The sequence below is a fragment of the Acinetobacter sp. YH12155 genome (genome assembly GCF_013418255.1).
Classification (GTDB): Bacteria; Pseudomonadota; Gammaproteobacteria; order Pseudomonadales; family Moraxellaceae; genus Acinetobacter; species Acinetobacter indicus.
On the sequence record NZ_VPCK01000046.1, the window covers coordinates 1 to 4689 of the forward strand.

General features: G+C 46.1%; 5 protein-coding genes and 2 pseudogenes. 3 read left to right on the top strand and 4 right to left on the bottom strand.

What is annotated here, in order from left to right:
- The 3 genes and pseudogenes from FTU86_RS13655 to rimI all read left to right on the top strand — a co-directional run.
- A pseudogene (locus FTU86_RS13655) lies at window positions 1-170 on the top strand (elongation factor Tu); the annotation flags it as partial.
- Between the two features lie 212 nt (window positions 171-382).
- On the top strand, window positions 383-1264 hold the full coding sequence (locus FTU86_RS13660; RefSeq protein WP_045796116.1) for a metal-dependent hydrolase: 882 nt from the start codon (window positions 383-385) through the stop codon (window positions 1262-1264).
- 103 nt (window positions 1265-1367) lie between these two features.
- The gene (rimI, locus tag FTU86_RS13665) at window positions 1368-1832 is read left to right on the top strand and encodes a ribosomal protein S18-alanine N-acetyltransferase (RefSeq protein WP_160242862.1); all 465 of its coding nucleotides are present in this window, start codon (window positions 1368-1370) and stop codon (window positions 1830-1832) included.
- Window positions 1833-1851: 19 nt separating this feature from the next.
- On the opposite strand, the gene FTU86_RS13670 is transcribed toward rimI, so the two are convergent.
- The 4 genes and pseudogenes from FTU86_RS13670 to FTU86_RS13685 form a co-directional block, all read right to left on the bottom strand.
- Window positions 1852-2667: an arginyltransferase gene (locus FTU86_RS13670; RefSeq protein ID WP_180048603.1), complete on the bottom strand. Its 816-nt coding sequence runs from the start codon at window positions 2665-2667 to the stop codon at window positions 1852-1854.
- Between the two features lie 16 nt (window positions 2668-2683).
- Window positions 2684-3415, bottom strand: coding sequence for a leucyl/phenylalanyl-tRNA--protein transferase (gene aat / locus FTU86_RS13675; protein ID WP_180048604.1), 732 nt, complete (start codon window positions 3413-3415; stop codon window positions 2684-2686).
- A gap of 80 nt (window positions 3416-3495) precedes the next feature.
- Window positions 3496-4452, bottom strand: a complete 957-nt coding sequence (trxB, locus tag FTU86_RS13680; RefSeq protein WP_016659465.1) for a thioredoxin-disulfide reductase — start codon at window positions 4450-4452, stop codon at window positions 3496-3498.
- Window positions 4453-4578: 126 nt separating this feature from the next.
- A pseudogene (locus tag FTU86_RS13685) lies at window positions 4579-4689 on the bottom strand (IS982 family transposase); the annotation flags it as partial.

Genomic DNA, 4689 nt, shown 5'->3' on the forward strand with positions numbered 1-4689 from the left:
CTGGTGCGATCCAGCTGAAAGAAGGCGTTGAAATGGTTATGCCAGGCGACAACGTTGAAATGTCAGTAGAATTAATCCACCCAATCGCAATGGACGCTGGTTTACGCTTCGCGATCCGTGAAGGTGGTCGTACTGTAGGTGCTGGTGTAGTTTCTAAAGTAACTGCATAATCACTTCTATAGTGTGAAAAAAGCGTCCCTTTGGGACGCTTTTTTTATCTTTGCAGATTAAATTGTCAGACAATTTAACTGCAAGCTGTCCTAAACTGATATTCGCCTGACCTTAACTGCACTTATCCCAATATCAGAACCACGTAAGATAAAGCTGAAGAAAATAAATAAAAGTTTCAGGTGAGACGCTTCACTTGAAAGGAGTTGAGGTCATGAATGCTAAAGTAAATATTACCAACCGCGCAGGTGCCAGTTTCCCTGTGCGTCGTATGGCGTTTGAGTTTGATCAGGTTCCAGAATACTGGATGCAAGGTTCGGCTGGCCTGACGCATTTTATGACCGCTTTATCTGCCTTGTTTCCAGCCGGTGAAAAATTCTTTATTGATAGTGTACGTGCAGTGCGTTACCACCCGGCAATTAAAGATAATCAGGAGCTGCAAAAAGAAATTTCAGCCTTTATTGGCCAGGAAGCCATGCATACCCAGGAGCATGTTGGCTTTAATGCCTCGGCACAAAAATATGGCCATGATGTAGAACGTTTAGATCGTTATACCGATAAAGTGATTCAAGGTGCGCGTAAGGTATTTGCCGGTGTCGGTAAACCCTTTGGCATTACCCAAGAAATGGTTGATTTGACTGCAACCACCGCACTGGAACATTTTACCGCGACCATTGCCACCCAGTTGCTGCGTAATTCGCATATTCAGGAACTGATGAGCGATGACACCATGAAAACCATGTGGCTGTGGCATGCGATTGAAGAAAACGAGCATAAAGCGGTAGCTTATGATGTGTTTGAGGGTGTATTCGGCCAAGGCACCAAAGCCTATTTACTGCGCACCAGCTCACTGGTGGCCGCCATGCTGACCTTATTTGTGGTGCAAAACTATTTCCTGTTCCGTCTGTTAAAAGAAGACAAACAGCTAAATCTGGAGGCGTTCAAGGCCATTTATACCTATGCTTATAGTCCCTCTAAGGGCATTATTACCGGTATGGGCCGTGAGATGCTGGCATATTTCCGCCCGGGCTTTCATCCGAACGATTTAGATACCGTCAGTCTGCTGGACACATGGAAAGCCAAATTGGGCTTCTAACGGTGTTGACTCTTGGGGCAATGAAAATTGCCCTTTTTTTTGCTCGATTTTTTATCCAGAGCTCTTATAATGCGAACTTTGTTTTGACCGATGATGAACGAAGATGATTCGTTTAATGCAACACGCTGATATCCATAGTGTATTTAACATTGAGCAACAGGTACAAAGCCATCCCTGGAGCTTGAAACAGTTTGCTGAAGCGGTAGACAGCTATCAATGTACCGTAATCGAGCAGCAAGGACAGCTGGTCGGGTTCTGTATTTTGCAGCCGGTGCTGGATGAAGCCAACCTGTTGCTGATGGCGGTTGCGCCTGACCAGCAGGGGAAGGGACTAGGTTATCAGCTGTTGGAGCATTCGATTGAGCAGTTGCCGAATCAGCCGGTACAAATTTTTCTGGAAGTGCGTGAAAGCAATACCGCGGCTATCCGTCTGTATGAAAAAGCTGGCTTTCATCAGATTGATGTGCGCAAAAATTATTATCCAAATCCGGATGGCACACGTGAACATGCGGTTATTATGGTTAAAGCCTGTAGTGATGATTTTGCCGCGCTCTTCTCATCACCTTAATTTTTAAAATTATTGGGTTTTATTTGATAATCGAATTATTCCAACCACTGGGCAGGGTGGTCATGAGAGAGTTTCCCAATTGCCGGATTTCTTCGCTGCTTAAGCTGCGGTTGAGCCGGCGCCATTGGCCATCAATCAGCAATTCCAGCGGTACATACTGCGATTTATAATTCATTTTATTGGAATGCGGCACCCAATAGCCTAAATAAACATAAGGCAGTCCGAGTTTCTGGGTGTGTTCAATCTGCTTTAAGATCGCAAATACGCCCAAGGAGCGGCGGTTTTCATCCGGATCAAAGAAGGTATACACCGCAGACAGGCCATCATCGAGCAGGTCGCAGGTCGAGACCGCAATTAGCCGGTCTTGGTGCCAAAGCTCTAAAAAGAAACTGTCGGTGCAGCTGTGCACCAGAAATTTTTCAAACTGATCCTGACTTGGCGGATACATATCGCCATCGGCATGGCGTTCATTAATATAACGCTCATACAGCGCATAATGCTGTTCATTGGCTTCTTGGGTAGAGCGGATGGTGACGTGCAGGTCCTGATTGCGTTTCCAGGCTTTTTTCTGGGTGCTGTTCATTTGAAATTCGTGTACCGGCACGCGCGAAGACAGACATTGACGGCATAAATGGCATTCCGGCCGATAGACAAAGTCACCGCTACGACGAAAGCCCATGCGTGACAGTTCAGACAGGGTTACGACATCAATTTTATGTGCAGGGTCTAAAAATACCATGCGTGCAGATTTTTCAGATAAATAACTACAATCGTGCGGCGGGGTAATGTAATACTGCAAATCATTTAGCAGGGATTTTGGGTGATATGAATTCATGGCAATCCCTCTTTATTTATTCATCCAGTGAGTCGTTTTGCGCTATTGTTTTACTTGAAAATACACTGTCCTGGTATTTTTTCCAATCTATCGCCGGCTGTTTTACAACATCTTGTAACGATTTTAAGTATGCTTGGCGAGTTATTGTACAGGCGCCCAGACTTAATAGATGGTCATTGACCAGCTGGCAGTCAATCCAGGGCAGGGCGTTGTCGCGGCCAATCAGCATTAAGGTATAAAACGCCATTTTAGAGACATCTGTGCGCTGGCTAAACATTGACTCGCCAAAGCAGCCGCGGCCAATGGTGACGCCATACAAACCACCGACCAGCGCATCCTGCTCCCAGACTTCGACACTATAGCCATAACCGACCTCAAACAGGTCAATATAGCCCTGAATGATGTCTTCGGAAATCCAGGTGTCATTGGCATAGGCCCGTGGCAGCGAACAACAGCGAATCACCCGTTCAAAGGCCTGATTGATGCTAATCCGGTAATCACCTTTTTTCATGTTACGCAGCAGTGACTTGCTTGGATGATAATCCTGAGGGCGGATAATGCAGCGCGGCTCGGGACTCCACCAGCAAATCGGATCACCGTCGGAAAACCACGGAAACAGGCCGTGGGTATAAGCTTCAAACAGGGTCGAGGGGGACAGGTCTGCACCAATACAAATCAGTCCTTCACCCTGTGGATCAGCTTCATCAGGATGGGGGAAAATAAATTGTGAGGGTGCAAGTGCGGTCATACAGCTACTCTGAATCGAAACAGATCTCTATCATACATAAAAAAGCCGCCCGGATTGGGCGGCTCGTGCTTTAGGCAAAATTATTCACCTAGGGCATCCAGATATTTTTCAGCATCTAGGGCTGCCATACAGCCTGAACCAGCTGATGTAATCGCTTGACGATAGACGCTGTCTGCCACGTCACCAGCTGCGAATACGCCCGGTACAGAGGTTTGGGTTGCGTTACCGGCAGTACCGCTTTGAACCTGAATATAACCATCACGCAAGTTTAACTGACCTTCAAACATGCCCGTATTTGGCTTGTGACCAATCGCCACGAACATACCAGATACATCTACATTCTGGGTTGAACCATCGACAGTAGATTTCAAACGTACGGCAGTCACACCAGATTGTGCATCACCCAGGACTTCATCGACCTGGTTGTTCCAGAGAATGCTGATTTTGCCTTCTTTTTCTTTGGCAAAAATATGATCTTGCAGAATTTTCTCTGAACGCAGGCTGTCACGGCGGTGTACCAGGGTCACGTGAGAGGCGATATTGGAAAGATACAGCGCTTCTTCAACTGCGGTATTACCACCACCGACTACCATCACGTTCTGGTTTTTGTAGAAGAAACCATCACAGGTAGCACAGGCACTAACGCCTTGGCCCATGAATTTGGCTTCAGATTCCAGACCGAGGTATTGAGCCGTAGCACCGGTGGCAATAATTAAGGCATCACAGGTGAACTCTTCCATATCGCCTTTAAGGACGAATGGACGCACACTTAAATCGACTTCATTGATATGGTCATAGACAATTTCGGTCCCGAAACGTTCTGCATGGGCCTGCATACGTTCCATGAGCGCTGGTCCTGTCAGACCTTCCGGATCACCCGGCCAGTTATCTACTTCTGTTGTCGTCGTAAGTTGACCACCGAGTTGTAAACCTGCAATTAAGGTCGGTTTTAAATTGGCACGTGCAGCATAAACGGCAGCACTATAACCTGCAGGTCCTGAACCTAAAATAATCAAACGTGAATGACGAGCACCCATCTGTAGCATCCTTTTATTATTGAGCAATTTATGGAATTATACGTGAAACTGTATAACAGTTGTGTGAGATTCAGTGGATATTATTGATCATAGAAATCGATTTAAGCTATATAACCCGGATCCTGCTTAAGCCGATGATTCCTTAATTTGAATTGTTGGCTTATTTTGATGGGTTAATTGATATGCACATAGTGAGGCGTAAATTCCACTCAGAAATCCATGAAGACTACGTGCTTT